At 54.6% G+C, this 20,075-nt stretch carries 16 protein-coding genes; 11 read left to right on the plus strand and 5 right to left on the minus strand.

The window, feature by feature from the left end; genetic code table 11:
- Positions 1 to 39: 39 nt before the first annotated feature.
- On the minus strand, positions 40 to 1,362 hold the full coding sequence (gene fadL / locus ACX9GU_RS08170; protein ID WP_473194419.1) for a long-chain fatty acid transporter FadL: 1,323 nt from the start codon (positions 1,360 to 1,362) through the stop codon (positions 40 to 42).
- A gap of 407 nt (positions 1,363 to 1,769) precedes the next feature.
- Between fadL and ACX9GU_RS08175 the strand changes: the two genes are divergently transcribed.
- The 4 genes from ACX9GU_RS08175 to sixA all read left to right on the plus strand — a co-directional run bounded on the left by ACX9GU_RS08175 (position 1,770) and on the right by sixA (position 6,632).
- The gene (locus tag ACX9GU_RS08175) at positions 1,770 to 2,066 is read left to right on the plus strand and encodes a YfcZ/YiiS family protein (RefSeq protein WP_021806065.1); all 297 of its coding nucleotides are present in this window, start codon (positions 1,770 to 1,772) and stop codon (positions 2,064 to 2,066) included.
- Between the two features lie 198 nt (positions 2,067 to 2,264).
- Positions 2,265 to 3,578 (plus strand): acetyl-CoA C-acyltransferase FadI, encoded by a 1,314-nt coding sequence (gene fadI / locus ACX9GU_RS08180; RefSeq protein ID WP_024485084.1) that lies wholly within the window; start codon positions 2,265 to 2,267, stop codon positions 3,576 to 3,578.
- Positions 3,575 to 5,743, plus strand: a complete 2,169-nt coding sequence (gene fadJ / locus ACX9GU_RS08185) for a fatty acid oxidation complex subunit alpha FadJ (RefSeq protein WP_473194420.1) — start codon at positions 3,575 to 3,577, stop codon at positions 5,741 to 5,743. The genes fadI and fadJ overlap by 4 nt, the downstream gene beginning before the upstream one ends.
- 406 nt (positions 5,744 to 6,149) lie before the next feature.
- Positions 6,150 to 6,632 carry a phosphohistidine phosphatase SixA gene (gene sixA, locus ACX9GU_RS08190; RefSeq protein ID WP_473194421.1) on the plus strand — a complete coding sequence of 161 codons (483 nt, stop codon included), beginning with the start codon at positions 6,150 to 6,152 and terminating at the stop codon, positions 6,630 to 6,632.
- Between the two features lie 56 nt (positions 6,633 to 6,688).
- On the opposite strand, the gene ACX9GU_RS08195 is transcribed toward sixA, so the two are convergent.
- The 3 genes from ACX9GU_RS08195 to smrB all read right to left on the minus strand — a co-directional run bounded on the left by ACX9GU_RS08195 (position 6,689) and on the right by smrB (position 11,539).
- On the minus strand, positions 6,689 to 8,350 hold the full coding sequence (locus ACX9GU_RS08195; protein WP_473194422.1) for a ShlB/FhaC/HecB family hemolysin secretion/activation protein: 1,662 nt from the start codon (positions 8,348 to 8,350) through the stop codon (positions 6,689 to 6,691).
- A gap of 130 nt (positions 8,351 to 8,480) precedes the next feature.
- A complete protein-coding gene (locus tag ACX9GU_RS08200; RefSeq protein ID WP_473194423.1) occupies positions 8,481 to 10,496 on the minus strand; it encodes a filamentous hemagglutinin N-terminal domain-containing protein in 2,016 nt (671 codons plus the stop codon).
- A gap of 512 nt (positions 10,497 to 11,008) precedes the next feature.
- A complete protein-coding gene (gene smrB / locus ACX9GU_RS08205) occupies positions 11,009 to 11,539 on the minus strand; it encodes an endonuclease SmrB (RefSeq protein ID WP_021806058.1) in 531 nt (176 codons plus the stop codon).
- Between the two features lie 182 nt (positions 11,540 to 11,721).
- Between smrB and prmB the strand changes: the two genes are divergently transcribed.
- The 6 genes from prmB (at position 11,722) to ACX9GU_RS08235 (ending at position 16,488) form a co-directional block, all read left to right on the plus strand.
- Complete coding sequence (gene prmB / locus ACX9GU_RS08210) at positions 11,722 to 12,654, plus strand: 50S ribosomal protein L3 N(5)-glutamine methyltransferase (RefSeq protein WP_473194424.1); 933 nt, start codon at positions 11,722 to 11,724, stop codon at positions 12,652 to 12,654.
- Positions 12,655 to 12,738: 84 nt separating this feature from the next.
- The gene (aroC, locus tag ACX9GU_RS08215; RefSeq protein ID WP_021806057.1) at positions 12,739 to 13,824 is read left to right on the plus strand and encodes a chorismate synthase; all 1,086 of its coding nucleotides are present in this window, start codon (positions 12,739 to 12,741) and stop codon (positions 13,822 to 13,824) included.
- Between the two features lie 9 nt (positions 13,825 to 13,833).
- A complete protein-coding gene (gene mepA / locus ACX9GU_RS08220) occupies positions 13,834 to 14,661 on the plus strand; it encodes a penicillin-insensitive murein endopeptidase (RefSeq protein ID WP_473194425.1) in 828 nt (275 codons plus the stop codon).
- Between the two features lie 90 nt (positions 14,662 to 14,751).
- Positions 14,752 to 15,552, plus strand: coding sequence for a sulfite exporter TauE/SafE family protein (locus ACX9GU_RS08225; protein ID WP_121607422.1), 801 nt, complete (start codon positions 14,752 to 14,754; stop codon positions 15,550 to 15,552).
- A gap of 76 nt (positions 15,553 to 15,628) precedes the next feature.
- Positions 15,629 to 16,174, plus strand: a complete 546-nt coding sequence (locus ACX9GU_RS08230; RefSeq protein WP_024529154.1) for an elongation factor P hydroxylase — start codon at positions 15,629 to 15,631, stop codon at positions 16,172 to 16,174.
- A 32-nt stretch (positions 16,175 to 16,206) separates the two neighbouring features.
- Positions 16,207 to 16,488 (plus strand): YfcL family protein, encoded by a 282-nt coding sequence (locus tag ACX9GU_RS08235; RefSeq protein ID WP_021806053.1) that lies wholly within the window; start codon positions 16,207 to 16,209, stop codon positions 16,486 to 16,488.
- A 42-nt stretch (positions 16,489 to 16,530) separates the two neighbouring features.
- On the opposite strand, the gene mnmC is transcribed toward ACX9GU_RS08235, so the two are convergent.
- Positions 16,531 to 18,552: a bifunctional tRNA (5-methylaminomethyl-2-thiouridine)(34)-methyltransferase MnmC2/FAD-dependent 5-carboxymethylaminomethyl-2-thiouridine(34) oxidoreductase MnmC1 gene (mnmC, locus tag ACX9GU_RS08240; protein ID WP_473194426.1), complete on the minus strand. Its 2,022-nt coding sequence runs from the start codon at positions 18,550 to 18,552 to the stop codon at positions 16,531 to 16,533.
- Positions 18,553 to 18,722: 170 nt separating this feature from the next.
- Between mnmC and fabB the strand changes: the two genes are divergently transcribed.
- The gene (fabB, locus tag ACX9GU_RS08245; RefSeq protein ID WP_021806051.1) at positions 18,723 to 19,937 is read left to right on the plus strand and encodes a beta-ketoacyl-ACP synthase I; all 1,215 of its coding nucleotides are present in this window, start codon (positions 18,723 to 18,725) and stop codon (positions 19,935 to 19,937) included.
- The last annotated feature ends 138 nt before the right edge of the window (positions 19,938 to 20,075 follow it).

Raw genomic sequence — 20,075 nt, forward strand, 5'->3', positions numbered from 1 at the left:
TAATCCCGCCGTTTTTACGTCTCTGTCTAGGAAAACAGATTAGAAACGGTAGTTGAAGCCAGCACCGTACAACCAGGCTGAACCCTTCGATTCGAAGGTGTATGGGCCTTCTTTGATGGTGACTTTCTGGCCGTGCATGTAGGATACACCAACGTCGACAGACGCATCTTTATTGAACGCGTAAGTGGTACCGGCGCTGATCCAGGTGCGATCCTGATCCGGGATCGAGATAGAGCGGTTTTGTGCCGGGACCGGGCTATCGTCAAAGGCGATACCGCCACGGAAGGTCCAGTTATCGTCGTAGAAGTAGGTAGTACCCAGCGCGATACGGTAAGCGTCACGGAAGCCTTCATGCTTCTGGAACAGGGTGTTGCCGTTGCTGTCGGTCGCTTTCAGCTCCTGGAACTGGCTCCAGCTGGTGTAGGCCATGCTGTAGTGGATCGCCCACTGCGGTGCCACTTTGTTATACCCGGAAACTTCCCACATTTCTGGCAGATTCAGGGTCAGAGAACCTGGGACGTTGTTGCCGTCGGTTCCCGTTGGCAGGCCGAGTTTCCCGAGCAGAGGATTAAAGGCAGAAGGCAGGCTGCTTCTGTAATCACCGTCAAAGTCGATTTTCACTTCAGAACGGTAGGTAAAGCCGTAGCGGTTGTTTTCATCCACTTCATACAGCACGCCCGCGTTCCAGCCATAGCCCCATTTATTACCTTCCAGATGAGAAATCTGGGTATCAGCAGGGATTTGAGCTACCTGGCCAGCCAGCGCCGGAGGCAGTTGTCCTGAACCGGCGATCAGCAGCGGTAAATCACCGGCGTAGCGATCGATTTTGGCTTTGGCATACACCGCATCAAAGCCCAGACCGAAGCTGAAGTGTTGGTTCAGACGGTAAGCGGCACTCAGGTTGATATTGGCGGTAGTCAGGTCTGTAGTCCCGCCGACGGAGCCAGCGGTGTAGCCTTCATTGTATTCGGTGGCCAGGCCATAGTTGCTGGTCACGGAAGCGCCGACGGCCCATTGGTCATTCAGCGGTTGAATGTAGTGCAGGTTGGGTACCCAGGCGGTCGGGGCAATGTTCTTCGCATCCAGGCTGCGGCCTGAAGGTGAGGTGCCGGTAATGTTAACGTCTGGGTCAATAAAAACGGCGCCCGCAGTAAGAGAAGGGCGGTCAAACATCATCATGGTTGCCGGGTTACGGCTTGCTGAGGCAGCGGTATCCGCCATTGCGCCTTCGCCAGAATAGGCTCGCCCTAAACCAGCCGCCGAAAACTCGTTCAGCTGGAATCCTGCGGCATACACGTTCGAAGAAATAATTGCCACTGCAGCTGCGAGAGCTGATTTAGTGAATAGGTTTTTCTGGCTCATGACCAAAACCTCATTTTATGTGTTTATTATTTAAACAATGTTACACAAGGTAACATGGAGCGCGCGATTGTAGGGTCCGTTATCAATCTGACAAATCAGACCAGTGGCTGAATTATAGGTCCGACCTGTTAAGATGTTGCAAGTTTGTTTTTGAAATATTTCCAAATTGATATCAGAAAAGAGATCCACATAACAAAAAATGACCTGCATATAACAAAACTCTTATGTTTTTTTACCGCAGGGCGATTTAGTTATGTGATTTCCGTCACTTAAAATGCTTACAAAAAGTAAGGCTAGTGATTGGCAAGCCCGAGGAGTAAAATAAACACAGAATTTTGTTTATTTGCGCCAGATCATAAATGGCTATTTGGGCGAGCTTAACCGCGGCCCGTGAGGAGATTTCAACTATGTCAGATGCAATCAATAAATGTAACGCTCAGGAAACTGCGGCCTGCTGCTGTGTCGATGTCGGAACCGTGATGGATAACACCGATTGCACCGCTTCCTACAGCCGAGTGTTTGCCAATCAGCAAGATGCAGAGCAAACCCTGGCAGCACTGACTGAAAAGGCGCGCGGCGTGGAGTCCGATCCTTGTGACATCAGCAGTAGCATTAAACCGGTTGACGGCGGCGTGCAACTGGATGTGGATTTCACCTTCTCTTGCCAGGCAGAAACCATGATCTTCCAGCTCGGCCTGCGTTAATCCTGACCCGATCCCGTAGGGGCGTAATATGCGCCCCTGCTGGTATCCGCACCGCTTTACCCCCTACCAGAAAGTTGCTCCCGCTCTCAGTTTTCACTTCTGCCGGTTTGCCAAATGTAAACATTTGGTTAACAATGACCTCATCAGGTCAGACCTCTTTTTGTCCGTTGTGTTGACGGCCTCTCTTCAGGAGCGTTTATGAGTAAGGCATTGCCGCTGGTTACCCGTCTCGGCGACCGTATCGCCATCGTTCAAGGGCTGCGCACCCCTTTCGCCAAGCAGGCTACCGCTTATCACGGTATACCTGCGGTCGATCTTGGCAAGACTGCGGTGAGCGAGCTGCTGGCGCGTAGCGGCATCGATCCCGCCCTGATCGAACAACTGGTATTTGGCCAGGTGGTGCAAATGCCTGAAGCGCCGAACATTGCGCGGGAAATTGTGCTTGGCACCGGCATGAGCGTGCACACCGATGCCTATAGCGTTTCACGTGCCTGTGCTACCAGCTTCCAGGCGATTGCCAACGTGGCGGAAAGTATCATGGCTGGCAGCATCAGTGTTGGCATTGCCGGTGGGGCGGATTCTTCTTCCGTGCTGCCGATTGGCGTTAGCAAAGCGCTGGCTCGCACGTTGGTGGACGTTAACAAGGCCCGCACGCTGTCGCAGCGCCTGAAGCTGTTCAGCAAGCTTAAGTTCCGCGATCTGATGCCGGTGCCGCCCGCCGTTGCAGAATACTCTACCGGTCTGCGCATGGGGGATACCGCCGAACAAATGGCGAAAACCCACGGCATTACTCGCGAGCAGCAGGATGCTTTGGCACACCGCTCGCATCAACTGGCTGCCAAAGCCTGGGAGCAGGGGCTGTTGCGCGATGAAGTAATGACCGCCTATGTGCCACCGTATAAAACCCCGCTGGCCGAAGATAACAACGTCCGCAAAGATTCCAGCCTGGAGTCATATGCCCGTTTGAAACCGGCATTCGATCGCCGCCACGGTACCGTCACGGCCGCCAACAGTACGCCGCTGACCGATGGTGCGGCGGCGGTGCTGATGATGAGCGAGTCCCGTGCGAAAGAACTCGGCCTGGAGCCTCTGGGCTACCTGCGCAGCTTCGCCTTTGCCGCCATTGATGTGTGGGAAGATATGCTGCTCGGCCCTTCCTATGCCACCCCCTTGGCGCTGGATCGTGCCGGTATTACCCTGGCCGACCTGACCCTGATCGATATGCACGAAGCCTTTGCGGCACAAACGCTGGCCAACCTGAAAATGTTCGCCAGCACCGAGTTTGCCCAGCAGAAGCTGGGGCGTGAGCAGGCGATCGGCGAAGTGGATATGGAAAAATTCAACGTGTTGGGTGGCTCTATAGCCTATGGCCACCCGTTTGCCGCGACCGGCGCGCGCATGATCACCCAGACGCTGCACGAGCTTAAACGGCGCGGTGGCGGTCTGGGGCTGGCCACCGCCTGCGCGGCTGGGGGCTTGGGAGCGGCGATGATCGTGGAGGTGGACAAATGAGCTTCGAGAACGCATTGCACGAACAGCGAGCCAAACCTTCGGCATTTCATCTGACCTTACGCCCGGACAATATTGGCGTGATCACCATCGATGTGCCCGGGGAGAAGGTGAATACGCTGAAGGCGGAGTTTGTTGAGCAGATCAACGACGTGCTGCTCAAGGCACAGCAGCTTGCCACCCTGGAGGGCTTGGTCATTCTATCCGGCAAGCCAGATTCCTTTATTGCCGGTGCAGATATCACCATGATTGCCGCGTGCCATACGGCCCAAGAGGCACAAACGCTGGCGAGGAAGGGGCAGAGCACGCTGGCACAGATTGCCGCGTTCCCAGTGCCGGTGGTTGCCGCGATCCACGGTGCTTGCCTTGGGGGCGGGCTGGAGTTGGCCTTGGCCTGCCATAGTCGTGTCTGCTCGCTGGATGACAAAACGGCGCTCGGCCTGCCGGAAGTCCAGTTGGGTTTGCTGCCTGGCTCTGGTGGTACACAGCGCTTGCCCCGCCTGATTGGTGCCAGCAAAGCGTTAGATATGATGCTGACGGGCAGACACGTTCGCGCGCGTCAGGCGCTGCGTATGGGCCTGGTGGACGAGGCCGTACCGCAATCTATTCTGCTGCAAACCGCCATTGAGCGTGTGAAACAGGGCTGGAAGTCGCGCCGTGCGTTACCGTGGCAGGAACGCCTGCTCAACGGTCCGTTGGGCAGAAGCCTGCTGTTCAGCATCGTGCGCAAGAAGACCCTGGAGAAAACCCACGGTAACTACCCGGCAGCGGAGCGTATTATTCAGGTGGTGCGCACCGGTCTGGATCAGGGCAGTGCCAGCGGCTATGAAGCGGAGGCCCGCGCCTTCGGTGAACTGGCGATGTCACCACAGTCTGCCGCATTACGCAGCCTGTTCTTTGCCTCTACGGCGCTGAAAAAAGAGCGTGGCGGGGATGCTCAGCCCCATGAATTACAGCGCGTCGGTGTTCTTGGCGGTGGTTTGATGGGCGGCGGTATTGCCTGCGTCACGGCTACTCGTGGTGGGTTACCGGTGCGCATTAAAGATGTGAATGAGCAGGGGATCAACCATGCGTTGAAATACACCTGGGATCTGCTGGGCAAGCGGGTACGTAGCAAACGCATGCGTCCGGCAGAGCGTCAGAAACAGATGATGTTGATTTCCGGCAGCACCGATTACAGCGGTTTTGAACGGGTCGACATCGTGGCGGAGGCGGTATTTGAAGATATCGCGCTCAAGCAGCAGATGGTGGCCGATATTGAACGGTATGCCGCGCCGCATACCGTATTTGCCTCCAACACCTCATCATTACCGATCGGCCAAATCGCGGCGCAGGCAGCCAGGCCGCAGCAGGTTATTGGTCTGCACTACTTTAGCCCGGTGGATAAAATGCCGTTGGTCGAAGTGATCCCGCATGCCACTACCAGCGAACAAACCATCGCCACCACCGTTGCTCTGGCCCACAAGCAGGGGAAAACGGCGATCGTGGTCGCCGATCGCGCTGGTTTTTACGTGAACCGTATTCTCGCCCCTTATATTAATGAGGCGGCGCGCTGCCTGCTGGAAGGCGAGCCGATCGAATCGGTCGATAAGGCTTTGGTCGATTTTGGTTTCCCTGTAGGCCCCATCATGTTGTTGGACGAAGTGGGTATCGACGTCGGCACCAAAATTATCCCGATCCTGACGGCGGAGCTGGGGCCACGCTTTGCCGCTCCAGCGGCGTTCGACGCAGTGCTGAAAGACGGCCGCAAAGGGCGCAAGAATGGCCGTGGTTTTTATCTGTACCCGGCCGAGGGCAGCAGGGCACGCCAGAAGCGCAAGAGCGCAGACAGCAGCATCTATCCACTGCTGGGTATCACCGCCAAGGCGCATATTCAACATGCGGTGATCGCCCAACGCTGTGTGATGATGATGCTCAACGAGGCGGCGCGTTGCCTGGATGAGGGCGTGATCCGCAGCGCTCGCGACGGTGATATCGGCGCGGTATTTGGCATTGGCTTCCCGCCGTTCCTGGGGGGCCCATTCCGCTATATGGATGAGCTAGGCGCGGAGAAAGTGGTAAAAACCCTGCGCTATCTGCAACAGCAATACGGTGAATATTTTGCTCCTTGCGAAAGCCTGCAGCGCATGGCTGAGCAGGGGGAACGCTTCTATCCGCAAGGCAGTTAACCAGCATAGCGGCCCGGTTTGCGCTACAGTTTGAGAAGGAGCCGCACTGTGATCGCCATCACTCCTTGCAATTAGGGCAATCCCGGATGCTGTACAGGGAGATTGGGGAGGGGTAACGTAGCGTTTTGGTGGGTGGCTCACTCAGCGCGACCAAAATTTCATAGCAACAAGGTTAAAATTTAACCCGTTGAATTGGTTGTTATGTCAGCGATGAATTTGTGTAAGGGCGCAAATGTTGTAAAAAACAGCGTTTTCTTTACGCGAACTTTCAGGCAAAATGCCCGGCCGCCATAGAGAGACGGCGCGTTATCGTTTGAAGCAGGCCTGTGTTCTTGAGTGCAACTCGGCGATACAGCACGCTCGGCGTTTCTGTATAGCGTTATTTTGTCAACAACAGCGGTGCAATATGCAAGTTTTGATTATGCGTCACGGAGAGGCGGCACTCGATGCAGCCAGCGATTCGGTAAGGCCTCTTACCGTTTGTGGCCGTGATGAGTCACGTCAGATGGCGGCCTGGTTGAACACCAAGTCTGTGGATATTGAACGAGTGCTGGTCAGCCCCTATTTGCGGGCCGAGCAGACGCTGGAAACGGTACGCGAAGCGTTAACGCTGCCGGAAGGTGAAGAAGTGCTGCCGGAGCTGACTCCGGGGGGCGACGCTGGGCTGGTGAGCTGTTATCTGCAGGCGCTGGCGAAAGAGGGCATCGGTGCGGTGTTAGTGGTTTCCCATCTACCGCTGGTGGGTTATCTGGTGGCCGAACTGTGCCCTGGGGAATGCCCGCCAATGTTCGCTACCTCCGCCATCGCTAATGTCGATCTGTCCGAAGATGGCAGCATCGGCAAGTTTGAATGGCAGGTCAGCCCGTCACAGGTGATGGCCAAGGTCTGAGCGGGTTCCCACCCTCAAAGGGCGATGATAAACATCGCCCTTTGTCATTAACGTCATCAAAATTGCCACTGTAACGTAAAGCCGAGGTTGACCGGGCTGGTGATGAAATTATCGGGCTTGGACAGCGGCACCCCAACGAAGGCGTCATAACCGACCGCTTTTACCTTCCCTCGAATACCGGCAACGCTACCGAGCAGGTGACCATCGGCAAAGTCGTTACTACTGTCACCTTTCACCCGGCCATAATCCATACCCAGATATAATTGCTGCCCCAGTTTTGGCAGGTTCAGGTTCAGGTCATTGCGCAGGTAGTAGCCCTTGTTGGCTATCATATTCATTTCACCGTCAAATCCACGTACGGTCCAGCGGTTACCGATACTGAATTGATCCTGAGTGGTCAGGCGGTCCGGACTATATTGCTGGCGCAAGCGGGATTGATAACTCATTGAGAGATCTTGCACAGTAAATGGCGTATAGGTGCTGATATCCAGGTTGACGATACGGCTTGACGGAGCGCTGTCCACCGGTCTTTCGGCACCAAACCAGGCGGTATCACGCTGATAGCTCAACATGGCATCGACAATGGACTGGCCGATGTAGTGGCGGTGATTGAACTCAATGCTCCAGTTGGCCATATTACGCTGTTGTAACCGCAGTTCCGTATCGTTCAGGTAAAAATGCGAGTTACGCTTGAGGACCTGAAAACTGAGCGTGTTTTTTTGGCTCGCGTTGCGATACAACAGGCGATTCACTTTTAAGCTAAGGTTGCGATACTTGCCGCGGTAGGCAAAATCGGTATAGATGCCATGGATATTTTGCAAATACTCGCTGCGGCTGGCATATAAATCCACTGACCAGAAGCCGTAGGGCACCGAGTAGTACAACGAGCCATTATTAGAATGACGGGTCGATTGGAACTGCAAATCACGACCGGCAGAAACGTAGAACAGATCGTTCATCGAGGTCGGGTTATCAATATATAAAGCCAGGCCGCTTTGGTAACGTCCGGTTTGTTTACTGCCTGAATCATCCAGCCAACCGCCCAAGCGCCAGAATGAGGGTTGTTCACGAGTTATTTCCAGGTCGGACTCACCCGCATTTTGGCCTGGGTGGAGTGAAATATTGGCAACGACATCAGGAATGCGCTGCATGTTTTCCAACCCCTGCTCAATAGCACGCAGATCCAGCAGATCCCCTTGGCTGCCAGGGAAAGTGGTGTGCAAGTTGACGTACTTATCGCTGTCATCGGTTAGCCTGACGTTGCCAATGGTGCCGGGCTGGATATCCAGGGTGAGCAGCCCTTGCCTCAAGTTTTGCTGAGGGATGATTACCCTGGTAGTGATATAGCCATGTCCAATCAGACTGTTTTGTAGGGCGGTCGCGAGCGTTTTCACCCCCTGGATCCCCAGGCAGCGCCCTTGCGCCTGTTCTGTCAGTTTGCGTAAGGGGAGCCAATGAGGGATCTTGTCGTCCTTGTTCAGTTCAACCCGTTGAATGGTGAAGCAGGGTTGTTCTTCGGGAAACTCAATGTGGGTACTTAGTCCAGCGTTGCCGGCGGAGCGCACGTCTTTTCCGACGGTTTCCAATTGGTTGTAGCGTGCTTTTTCCTGTTCCTGCTGGTGGCTCATTTGCTGCTCAATAAACTGGCCATTTTCAACTGCCTGGACCTGTGGGGTGAGAATAAGCAATAGCCAAGCATTGGGAGAGCGAAAACGCATGTTAACTTCCTTATTAAAATGATTTTTCTTAAATCAGATGCGCTGTGGATATAGGTAAAAAAAGAAAAACAGCTGATGGCCATTGTTAATATGGCTATCAGCTTATTATTGCCTCAGTATTGGCACTGGATTAGTACTTGGTTTGGATTTCTACAGTGTTGTCCGAAATCATTTTGCCATAATTGCCGAATTTCCCATCCGTAGCGAGCTTTATCTGGTTTTTGCCAGCCAAGGTCCCTTGATTATAGAAGCTGCCATCGACCTGCTGACCACCGGAAAGCGGGCCGCGCTTCATGTTGATCTCTAAAATATCACCGGCCTCAATGTTTCCAGCAGTGCTGGCCGATGAGCCATTATCTAAACGTGAGGCATTAACCACCAGATTGTTGCCAGCAATCATATTGCCATTGTGATTGCCAATGTTGGCCGCAGTCAGCGTGATGTTTTTATCGCTGCCAATATGCCCATGCTTATTGGCTATGAGATACTTAGAGATAATGGTGATATCACCCTGAGAAGCGATGACACCATACTCATTATTGAGTGAGGAGCTTAAATTTAGGTTCATGTCACCACCGCTGAATACTCCGTATTCTTGGGTCGGATTGTGATAAGCACTATTAACCAGACGGACGGCGTCGATATTCAAGGCTTCTTGAGCCATGATTTTACCTGAGTTGCTTTTAATCTCTGAAGCTTTTATAGCTATGTTGCCTTCTGCCAGGATTTCCCCCTGGGTGTTATTCAGTTCGGATGAGACGTTGATAACAACGTCATCCTTGGTTTGGATGAGGCCATATTGACTGCTTATCTTGTAGGCATTCAGCGTCACGCAGCAGTTGGCCTCAATAATCCCTCTGTCGTTGAAGAGCGTGTTAGCGGTATTAACAGTCACGCCACCAACATCTGATACAACTCTACCCACGTAGTTATTCACACCATATTTGGCGTCCAGGGTGACATCGTCCACGGCATTGATGATACCGCTGCTGTTCTTGATTGAGGATCCTTTGGTGTTAATCGTAATCCCCTTTCCAGCGCTGAGTTCACCATTATCATTATCGACCCCTACATTTGAAGATGAGGCTGCGGAACTGTCGATGTTGATATTGCCATCGGCCACCATGGTCCCTTTGATGTTTCTCACGTAAGAGCTTTTAATGTCAATATCATTGCCCGCTTCAAGATAACCACCTGGGCTGTTTATTACGTATGTATTGTTGTTACTAGGGGTCAATACCACCCTGAGATCTTTTTGGGCAGAAATAGTCCCCTTATTGGTGAGTGAACCATTCATGTTCATGGTCACATCACCAACAGAAGCGGCGAGGGTGCCAGCGTTGTTCACACCCACGCCATTCCCGGTACCGATCAGCGTAATTTTGTTGGCGTACATGCCGCCCAGGTTGGAAACGTCAAGACCTATGCCAGACTGACGAGCAGCAGAGAGCAGAGTGGCTTTGGTGTTGTCGACATTAACGCGGTTTTGGCCATAAGTGATCCTTAGATCCTGAGCCTGTACGTCGGCGTTAATGGCAACGGTGTGGGCAATTAAATCGGTATAGTTGGCGCTGGAACTCTGCAAGCCGTCGCCAGTAATGGTAATTTTACCTTTGTTGACAACGTAATCGAGGACGCGGCCATTAGCCACCGAGGCCTTGCCCGTGGTCAAGGTCGCGCGATTGGCGTTGATGAAACCGCAGCCGTTACAGGTAATCCCCGATGGGTTGGCAATAATAACCTGTGCATTCTGGCCCGCTACCTCAATCATACCGTTGAGTTGGCTGGCTTTAGCGGAGTTGACTTCATTGAGGATAACGTTAGCGACACCTTTGGCCATATTCTCGTTGCCGTTAATGGCACCCGCCACCTGGGTCGTCGAGTTTTGTGCGCTGTTATTTAGCACCACTCCACCACGGTCTACGTCGAACTGGTTATAGATATTGTGAGAAACGCCCCCTCTGCCGGGCTTATTAATGTCGATAACCGTACCGCCTTTGATAGAGCTGGCACCGAGCGATGGGCCACCTGGGGCGGAAACGATAGCGGCTTGGGCAACGGTGACTCCCTGTAAGGCCAGCAGGCTAAAGAAACAAATTGGCGAAAGTTTGGCAAAAAACGGCTGCTGTTTGTTTTTTAGGGTCATAATATTACTTCCTATAATATTTGAAATGTAAAGGCTATCAATATTGATAGCCGAGTTGGTGGGGAAAGGCTTTGCAGCCAACTTTATTTCTGTCAACCATGAGGGATCTTCCCCCAATTTTTGTAGGAGGTATATGCTATTGTTTGATTAACTCAAGGTGCTATATTTGCAATGCGGCTATTTGTAGCGGTTATTATCTGCGTATAACAAAATGCGCATTCTACTGACAATATTCCCCTTGTCTACTTTTTGGCGTTAATACAGGATCATTCTCGTAAATTTTAAATCACATCAATGATTTTTGTTTCAAGCATATTTAAAACAAATGTTTTATTTGAAATCCCAGCTTAAAAGCGTTTGGGTATTTAAGTGGATAGGGTACTGGGGAAGGGACTTAAGTTTTTGCCAGGATTGGTAGGGGCTATTTCGTCAAGGTCGTTCTCAACTCATGGCCCCCTTTATGACACCGTCACTGCGGATTGTTTGGCACCGCCAAGTGCCATATTATTTCGCTATTCGGCTAGTTCGATCAACAGCAGTATGGCTGCGTTACCGCCCCATTCTTTGGGAGCCTGGTGGAAAGCCAGCACGTCCGGATGTTGCGCTAGCCACAGCGGCGTTTGCTGCTTGAGGATGTGTTTGCCGTGGCCGTGCATCACGCAGGCACAATGCACGTGCTCACGCTTGCAGGCGGCGATCATCGCCCCTAGCTCCTGCTTGGCCTGCATCTGCGTCAAGCCATGCAAATCCAGGAACAGATCCGGCACGTAATCTCCGCGGCGCAGTTTCTTCAACTCATAGTGGCTGTAGCCGGGACGCACATAGCGCGTTGGGCCCTCATCCTCCAGCTGCGGTTGAAACTCATCGGAAAAGTAAAAGCTGGCATCCACCTGCTCTTGCAACAGGCGCTGCGGCGCGATCTGTTTGGTTTTCATTTTCGGTTTTGGGTGGACGATGGTGTCCTGCGGCAGCTTCTTTGCTCCAGCTACCGACTCTCTAAAGAGCAATAATTCATCTTTGCTCAGAGGGGGCTTATTCTTCATTATTCGCTCGTCGCCTATCATTTATCGCGCTAGTTTACCTGCTCGAAGGTTTCTGTCGACGCAAAACTGGCACTGAATGCCAACCAGAATGCTGCTACGCTGCTATTGCTGCTGATTTGTCGCAGGCTTCATGGCAAACTACGGGGCTAAATCATGAATCATCGTGCCTGCCGGAGGGCAAATTGGACAAAATTTTCGTCGAAGAAGCAGTGAATGAGCTGCACACCATTCAGGATATGCTGCGCTGGGCCGTAAGCCGTTTCAACGCCGCCAATATCTACTATGGCCACGGAACCGATAACCCGTGGGACGAAGCCGTGCAATTGGTCTTGCCCAGCCTGTTCCTGCCGTTGGATATTCCTGAAGATATGCGCACTGCGCGTTTGACCTCCAGCGAGCGTCACCGCATCGTTGAGCGAGTGATCCGCCGCGTCAACGAGCGCATCCCGGTTGCTTACCTGACCAATAAAGCCTGGTTCTGCGATCTGGAGTTCTATGTCGATGAGCGCGTGCTGGTACCGCGTTCACCGATTGGTGAGCTGATCAACGATCGCTTCAGCGCGCTGATCCCCCATCCGCCACGTCATATCCTGGATATGTGTACCGGTAGTGGCTGTATCGCTATCGCCTGCGGCTATGCCTTCCCGGAAGCGGAAGTGGACGCGGTAGATATCTCCACCGACGTGCTGGCCGTGACCGAGCGTAATATTCAGGCGCACGGCGTGGAACATCAGGTGATCCCGATCCGCTCCGATCTCTTCCGTGACGTCCCCGCGATCCAATACGATCTGATCGTCACCAACCCGCCGTATGTCGATGCGGAAGATATGTCCGACCTGCCGCAAGAGTTCCGCTTTGAGCCGGAACTGGGCCTGGCCGCAGGCAGCGACGGCCTGAAGCTGGTGCGCCGCATTCTGGCCTGTGCGCCAGACTTCCTGAGCGATGACGGCGTGCTGATTTGTGAAGTGGGCAACAGCATGGTACATCTGATGGAACAATATCCGGATATTCCGTTCACCTGGCTGGAGTTTGATAACGGCGGGGACGGCGTATTCATGCTGAACAAACAGCAGCTGATTGACTGCAAAGATCATTTCAGCCTCTACCGCAGCTAACCAACAACCTGGGCTCGCCATAGTGCGGGCCTGTATGCCCCGTTTGCAGACGAACGGGATGACAACCAACGGTAAGGAGCCGTGATGGCAGGGAACAGTATTGGGCAGTTTTTCCGCGTCACCACATTTGGTGAATCTCACGGTGTGGCGCTGGGATGTATCGTAGACGGTGTGCCGCCAGGTATTCCGCTGACAGAAGCTGATTTGCAGCACGATCTCGATCGCCGCCGCCCCGGCACTTCGCGCTATACCACCCAGCGCCGCGAGCCGGATCAGGTGCGCATCCTCTCCGGAGTATTTGAAGGCGTCACCACCGGCACCAGCATTGGCCTGATGATCGAAAACACCGATCAGCGCTCGCAAGACTACGGCGCGATCAAAGATGTGTTCCGCCCTGGCCATGCCGACTACACCTACGAACAGAAGTACGGCGTGCGTGATTATCGCGGCGGTGGCCGTTCTTCGGCGCGTGAAACCGCGATGCGCGTTGCCGCCGGTGCTATCGCCAAAAAATATCTGGCGCAGAAGTTTGGCGTACAGGTGCGCGGTTATCTGGCGCAGATTGGCGATGTGAGCTGCGAGCTGAAAGATTGGGATCAGGTTGAACAGAACCCGTTCTTCTGCCCGGATCCGGACAAGCTGGAAGCCCTGGACGAACTGATGCGCGCGCTGAAAAAAGAGGGCGACTCCATCGGTGCCAAAGTGACCGTAGTGGCGGAAAACGTCCCAGTAGGGTTGGGCGAGCCGGTGTTCGATCGTCTGGATGCCGACTTGGCGCATGCGCTGATGAGCATCAATGCGGTCAAAGGTGTAGAAATCGGCGACGGTTTTGCCGTAGTCACCAAGCGTGGCAGTGAAAACCGTGATGAAATCACCCCTGAAGGTTTCCAGAGCAACCACGCTGGCGGCATTCTTGGTGGTATCAGCAGCGGTCAGCCGGTGATTGCCCATCTGGCGCTGAAGCCGACCTCCAGCATCATGGTGCCGGGTCGTACGATCAACCGTCAGGGTGAAGCGGTGGAAATGGTCACCCGTGGCCGCCACGATCCGTGTGTCGGGATCCGTGCGGTGCCGATCGCTGAAGCGATGATGGCGATCGTGCTGATGGATCATCTGCTGCGCCAGCGTGCGCAAAACGGTGATGTGATTTCCGACGTACCACGCTGGTAAGGGACTACGATGAAAAGATGGCTGCTGGGCTTCGCTGCGTTGATCGCTTCCAGCTCTGCCTTGGCGTTAACGCCGTGGCAAAAGATTGACCACCCGGTCAGTGGCACTGCGCAGGCCGTTGGCGGTTTCGCCAACGGTTGTATCATCGGGGCGCACCCGTTGCCACTGAACTCACCGGATTATCAGGTGATGCGTACCGACCAGCGGCGCTACTTTGGCCATCCTGACCTGCTGGCGTTTATTCAACGTCTGAGCAGCCAGGCCAACCAGAAAGCACTGGGCACGGTGTTGATCGGGGATATGGCCATGCCGGCCGGTGGGCGCTTCAGTAGCGGCCATGCCAGCCACCAATCCGGTTTGGACGTGGACATCTGGTTGCAGCTGCCGCGCCAACGCTGGAGCGCTCAGCAACTGTTGAAACCGCAGCCGATCGATCTGGTCTCTGGCGACGGTAAGCAGGTAGTGGATCGCCAGTGGCAGCCGCAGATCGAATCCTTGATCAAGATGGCGGCGCAGGATAGCGAAGTGACGCGGATCTTCGTTAACCCGGCGATCAAACAGCGCCTGTGCCAGGATGCCGGTGCCGATCGCGGTTGGTTGCATAAGGTCCGCCCTTGGTTTGGGCATCGTGCGCATATGCACGTACGCTTGCGTTGCCCGGCGGGGAGTCTGGAGTGTCTGGATCAGGATGCGCCGCCGGTGGGCGATGGCTGTGGTGCCGAGTTGGCCAGCTGGTTCAAACCACATCAGCCGAACGCCAATCCGGTCAAGAAGGAGCCGCCACCGCTGCCGCCAACCTGTCAGGCGCTGCTGGATAGCCACTTCGCCAACCGCTGATAGCCAAATAACAACGCCTCGAAAGGGGCGTTTATTTTTGGTGTCATAAGGCGTAGTGTGTGCGCAAATAAAAAAGCAGGCAGACGACTTATGGATGGGCTGGTGTTAGGTCCCGAATTGCTCGGGATACTGTTTCTGGTAGCAATGTTCGCCGGGTTTATCGATTCGATCGCCGGTGGCGGTGGGCTGTTGACCGTACCGGCTCTGCTGGCCGTTGGCGTACCTCCCACGCAGGCGCTGGCGACCAATAAATTGCAGTCGGTGGGGGGATCGTTTTCCGCCAGCCTGTACTTTGTCCGCCGTCGCGCTGTCGATCTTAATACCCAGAAGCTGACCATCTTCCTGACGCTGGTGGGGTCGGTGATCGGGGCGATCCTGGTGCAGCATATGCGTGCCGATATACTGCGCCAGATGCTGCCGCTGTTGGTGATCGGTATCGGTGTCTATTTCTTGCTGACACCACGGCTGGGGGAAAGCGATCGCCAGCGTCGGCTGGGGGCGTTACCCTTTGGCTTGGTAGCTGGGGGCTGTGTAGGATTCTACGACGGTTTCTTCGGGCCTGGAGCCGGTTCGTTCTATGCCTTGGCCTATGTGACGCTGTGCGGTTTTAACCTGGCGAAGGCGACCGCCCATGCCAAGGTGCTGAACTTCACCTCCAATCTGGGCAGCCTGGTGCTGTTTATTATTGGCGGCCAAGTGATCTGGAGCATTGGTCTGGTGATGCTGGTAGGGCAGGTGTTCGGAGCCCGTCTTGGGGCGCACATGGTGCTGACCAAGGGCCAGAAGCTGATCCGGCCGATGATCGTGATAGTGTCTTTGATCATGAGCTGCAAATTGCTGTACGACAATCACGGGGCGGAAATCCAGCAATGGTTGGCGTTGCATTTTTAACATTTCAAAGGGGCGGCAAGCCGAGAGATATCGGCTATAATGGCCACCTTAATTTTGTGGTTATTTGAGTTTTTTTATGCCAAACACACACCAGTATCCGCAACTGATTGAAATTTTTAATCAGTGTTTTAGCGATGAGTTCAATACACGCCTGGTTAAAGGCGACGATGAGCCTATTTATCTGCCTGCCGATGATGAGCTGCCTTATAACCGCATAGTTTTTGCCCACGGCTACTATGCCAGCGGCATGCATGAAATTTCCCATTGGTGCATCGCCGGTGCCGAACGCCGCAAGCTGGTGGACTTCGGTTACTGGTATTGCCCGGATGGGCGCGATGCCCAGACGCAAAGTGAATTCGAAGCGGTCGAGATTAATCCGCAGGCGCTGGAGTGGATGTTCTGCGTGGCGGCGGGTTTCCCGTTCAACGTCAGCTGCGACAATCTCAGTGGAGACTGCGAGCCGGATCGCATTGGTTTCCAGCGTAAAGTCCGTACCCGGGTGCTGGAATTGCTGGAGCGAGGAATACCCACACGACCTGCGCGCTTTATTCAGGCGCTGCAATCGTTTTACAATACGCCTCCGCTGGCGGCCGAGCATTTTCCCTACCCGGAAGATCTCTGAGGCCAGAGTCTGTTTGTTAACGAGGAAATTTGATGATCGCAGAATTTGAAGCGCGCATTCTGGCGCTGATTGATGACATGGTAGAGCACGCCAGCGATGATGAACTGTTTGCCGGTGGCTACCTGCGCGGTCATCTGACTTTGGCGGTGGCGGAATCGGAAGAACATGCCGAACACAGCGCCGAGCAGCTCAAGGTGCGGGTGCAGAGCAGCCTGGACAAGGCCATCAAGGCCGGGGAACTTTCCCCGCCGGATCAGGTGTTGGTGCTGGGCATGTGGGAAAACCTGTATCAGACAGCGTTGCCGACTGAATAATTGCTCTAAAGGGGACAGCATCACGCTGGCCCCTCAAATGAACTATACCTCGCGTCCTTTCAGTAGCTTCCTGACCCACATGCGGTTTGGGTTTAACGCTGCCAACATCTCGCTATCCCCCGGTAAGGGTTCGCCAAACAGCTGAGCCGCTAAAATCTCCGCGGCCAACGGCGCTGAGCACAGACCGCGTGAGCCCAAGGCTCCGATCATAAACAATCCCGGATACATTGGCGCATCGGCAATTGCTTCGCCGCGCTGACGTTGCTGCTGTAAATCGCCATACAGCGCCAGAGTGGCTTGATAGTCCGGTACGGCACCTACCATCGGCATGTGGTCGCGCGTAGCGCTGCGTACGCCACAGCGTGCCTGCTGGCCACTGATATCCACCTCTTGCGGCCAACTCTGTTCTGGCAGACAGCGCAGCAGGCGATCGCGGTTCTCTTCCTGCTCTGCCTGGCTATATTCGGTGTTTGATTCACCGCGCTGGTAGCTGGCACCAATGCAGTGCTGCTGATTGTCAGGATTCACCGGCGTCAGATAACCGTCGTAACACAGTACCTGCTTTAACTCACTTAAGACTGGCGTAGTGGGAATATGTGAAACCTGGCCGCGCACGGCATATGCCGGTAGAGCGGCGCCAGGTTCCAGAGTGGTGAGTTGGTGCCCGTTAGCCAGAATCACCGTCGCATGTTGGTGAGTTGCACTCCCGGCAAAATGCAGCTGCCAACCCTCATCATTGCGGTTGAGATCGGAAAGCGTATGCAGATAGTGGCAAACCAATCCCTGCCGTTCAGCCAGGGCAATCGCGGCACGCGTCAGGTCAGCAGGGCACAGCCATCCCCCGAGCGAATAGTGAATGCCACCAAACCCCGTATCGATCCCACACAGGGTGCTAAGCGTAGCGCGATCGGCCGGTTGTGCCAGAGTGTGCGGCCAGGTAACGGCCAGGATCTTGGCGATCTTGCCCGCGCTTTTCTCGTCATAGGCCAATTGGCTGACGCCACACCACTGGTGACCGAACTCAACCTGTTGTTGCAGCAGGGTGTCATACTGGCGGCGGGCAAAGGGGAAGGCGGCGGAGAAGAAGTTTTCCAACGCATCGCCCCGGCCATTCAGTAACGGGTACAGCGCCCCTTGGCGATTGCCAGATGCGCCCTCTGCGGGCTGTGCATCGGCACAATACAAGGTCACCCTGGCCCCACGGCGCAATAAGGCCAACGCGGTGAGTGCGCTGGCTACGCCGCCGCCAATAATAGCGACATCGTCGGTATTCTCCGCTGCCGGGCGCAGGAACCACGGGCTTGGATTGACGCTTGCCGGGGTGTCGGCAGGTAGCTGACCAGTGAGCATCTCGCGTTTCTGGCCAAAGCCTTTGCATTTGGTAACCTCAAACCCGGCCTGCTGCAATCCGCGGCGGACAAACCCTGCGGCAGTGAAGGTGGCAAAACTGCCGCCTGGGCGGGCAAAACGCGCCATGGTGACAAACAGCGGTTCGCTCCACATATCGGGGTTTTTGGACGGCGCAAAGCCATCCAGGAACCAGGCGTCAATTTGATCGTTCATGCTGGCGTCAAAGTGCGGCAACAGGGTATTGACGTCACCGAACCATAAATCGAGCGTGATCTGCCCTTCGGCAAGCAGCAGGCGGTGGCACCCTGGCAGCGGCAAAGGCCACTGGGCGCGAAGCTCATCGGCAAAGGGAGCCAGTTCTGGCCATTGGGCATGGGCTGCCGCCAGGTCGTCCAACTGCAACGGGTATTTCTCAAAGCTGATAAAATGCAGGCGCTGCAAACTTGCTGCGGGTGTCTCCTGCCGGAAACGCGCAAAGGCCTGCCACAGGGTTAGAAAATTCAGCCCGGTACCGAAGCCGGTTTCTGCCACAATAAACAGTGAGCGTGGGTGATCGCTGAAGCGTTGTGGCAACCGGTTGCCCCCCAGAAAGACGTAGCGGGTTTCCTCCAGCCCATCCTGGTTGGAAAAATAGACGTCATCAAACTGTTTCGAAACAGGTGTACCTTGTTCATTCCAGCTTAACGCTGCGGTTTGGATGGGGGCATTGCTCACGGTAGGTTGCTCGTAACTCAAGGGATAGAGCGATTTTAACGGGGGTAGCCCCGAGGTGCAAACTGGGTAAAGATAATGCAAAATTATTCTGATCGGACTTGTTCGGCGTACATCTGTACGCTAAAGTGCGTTGCAAAATCCCGAATGTAAATTGTGGAAGAGGTACTTGAATGAAACGTGCAGTGATTACTGGCCTGGGAATCGTCTCCAGCATTGGTAACAACCAGCAGGAGGTCCTGGCAAGTCTGCAGGAAGGCCGCTCTGGGATCACCTTCTCTCAGGAGCTGAAAGATTCCGGCATGCGTAGTCACGTATGGGGTGATGTTAAACTCGACACTACCGGTCTGATTGACCGTAAAGTGATGCGCTTTATGAGCGACGCGTCGGTTTACGCCTATCTCTCCATGGAACAAGCGATTCAAGATTCCGGCCTGGCAGCCGATCAGGTTTCCAACGATCGCACCGGTCTGGTGGTCGGTTCCGGTGGTGGTTCTCCACGTAACCAGGTTGCGGGTTCTGACGGTATGCGCGCCAAAGGCCTGCGTGGCGTTGGCCCATACATGGTGACCAAGGCGATGGCATCAGGCGTTTCTGCCTGCCTGGCTACCCCATTCAAAATTCGCGGCGTGAACTACTCCATCAGTTCTGCCTGCGCAACTTCAGCACACTGTATCGGCCACGCCGTTGAGCTGATCCAACTGGGTAAACAAGACGTCGTCTTTGCTGGCGGTGGTGAAGAGCTGTGCTGGGAAATGGCCTGCGAGTTCGACGCCATGGGCGCGCTGTCTACCAGCTATAACGACACGCCAGAAAAAGCTTCTCGTACCTATGACGCAGCGCGTGACGGTTTCGTTATTGCAGGCGGCGGCGGCATGGTAGTGGTTGAGGAGTTGGAGCACGCTCTGGCTCGCGGCGCACATATCTATGCGGAAATCATCGGTTACGGTGCGACTTCAGACGGTGCCGACATGGTGGCTCCATCGGGTGAAGGCGCGGTGCGTTGCATGAAGATGGCAATGCAGGGCGTAGACACACCAATCGATTACATGAACGTACACGGCACCTCCACGCCGGTCGGCGATGTGAAAGAACTGGGCGCGATCCGTGAAGTCTTTGGCGATAACACGCCGGCCATCTCTTCAACCAAAGCCATGACCGGCCACTCACTGGGTGCGGCGGGCGTGCAGGAAGCGATTTATAGCCTGCTGATGGTCGAGCACGGTTTCATTGCGCCAAGCATCAACATCGATAATCTCGATGAGAAGGCGGCAGGGATGAACATCGTGACCGAGCCAACCAAGCGTGAGCTGACCACGGTCATGTCCAACAGCTTCGGTTTCGGCGGCACCAACGCCACGCTGGTAATGCGTAAACTGCAGAAGTAAGCCTGGGGCGTTCTATTATCAATCGGGCACCGTAATAGGTGCCCGATTTTTTTTGCTTTTTTAAAGCGATACCTACATCAGCACGAATTAAGATTTCGCAGATCAAAAAAACTGACGGCAGATAACTTAAACGGCGGG

It is taken from the genome of Serratia sp. K1WW1, assembly GCF_055790865.1.